Here is a 590-nt window from a genome sequence, read left to right on the forward strand (position 1 = left end):
GGCATGGATTCACGACCGGGCTTAAGGACCACCAGCCCGAGTTCCGGAACCAGAACAGGTCGAAGTAATACCCGCACATTACCTCCAGATCCGTTGCTGGAATGTGCAGGACGGACGCGGTGGCCGTTCGGAATAAGGGAGCCTGACGAAGATTATCCAGTGACGATAATCGAGACTGAGGGCTTTCTTAATCTCGTATCCGTGTCTGCGGTAGCGCTGAATCAGCCATTCAGCCTGTTCTTCGGTGCAGGGGTCGTGCTGATACCCGTCAGATTTGAATGCATGAGAACGCCGCCCGTGCCTGCTGGCAGGGGCGGCAGAGTTATCCGAATTGTAAAATTTGGTATCGTGCGCCATCTGTTTTCTCTGCTGGCGCAGCAGGTGCCAGTTGTTCAGGCTGACGGATGGATTGTAAACCAGAACGACCAGAAAAAACAAAACCCGCCGAAGCGGGTTAAGTGCGGGTGCGTTGAGGATGCCTGACACATCAGCGGTGGCGAGGGATTTCTCCCCCGCCGGGTCTCTTACTCCTCAGGTTCGTAAGCTGTGAAGACAGCGACCTCCGTCTGGCCGGTTCGGATTCGTACCTC

The 590-nt window shown here is 55.8% G+C and carries 1 protein-coding gene and 1 pseudogene; both read right to left on the minus strand.

All coding sequences use genetic code 11. The annotated features are described in order from the left end of the window. Positions 1 to 78 precede the first annotated feature (78 nt). Complete coding sequence (locus tag ABZJ92_RS22200; protein WP_011069426.1) at positions 79 to 357, minus strand: hypothetical protein; 279 nt, start codon at positions 355 to 357, stop codon at positions 79 to 81. A 167-nt stretch (positions 358 to 524) separates the two neighbouring features. Then, a pseudogene (hokD, locus tag ABZJ92_RS22205) lies at positions 525 to 590 on the minus strand (type I toxin-antitoxin system toxin HokD); the annotation flags it as partial.

Source organism: Shigella sp. FJ200513 (assembly GCF_040495915.1).
In the GTDB taxonomy this organism is placed as follows: domain Bacteria; phylum Pseudomonadota; class Gammaproteobacteria; order Enterobacterales; family Enterobacteriaceae; genus ECMA0423.

Coding starts and splice junctions, on each gene's coding strand:
- ABZJ92_RS22200 (WP_011069426.1), bottom strand. CDS start 357: ATGGCGCACGATACCAAATTTTACAATTCGGATAACTCTGCCGCCCCT.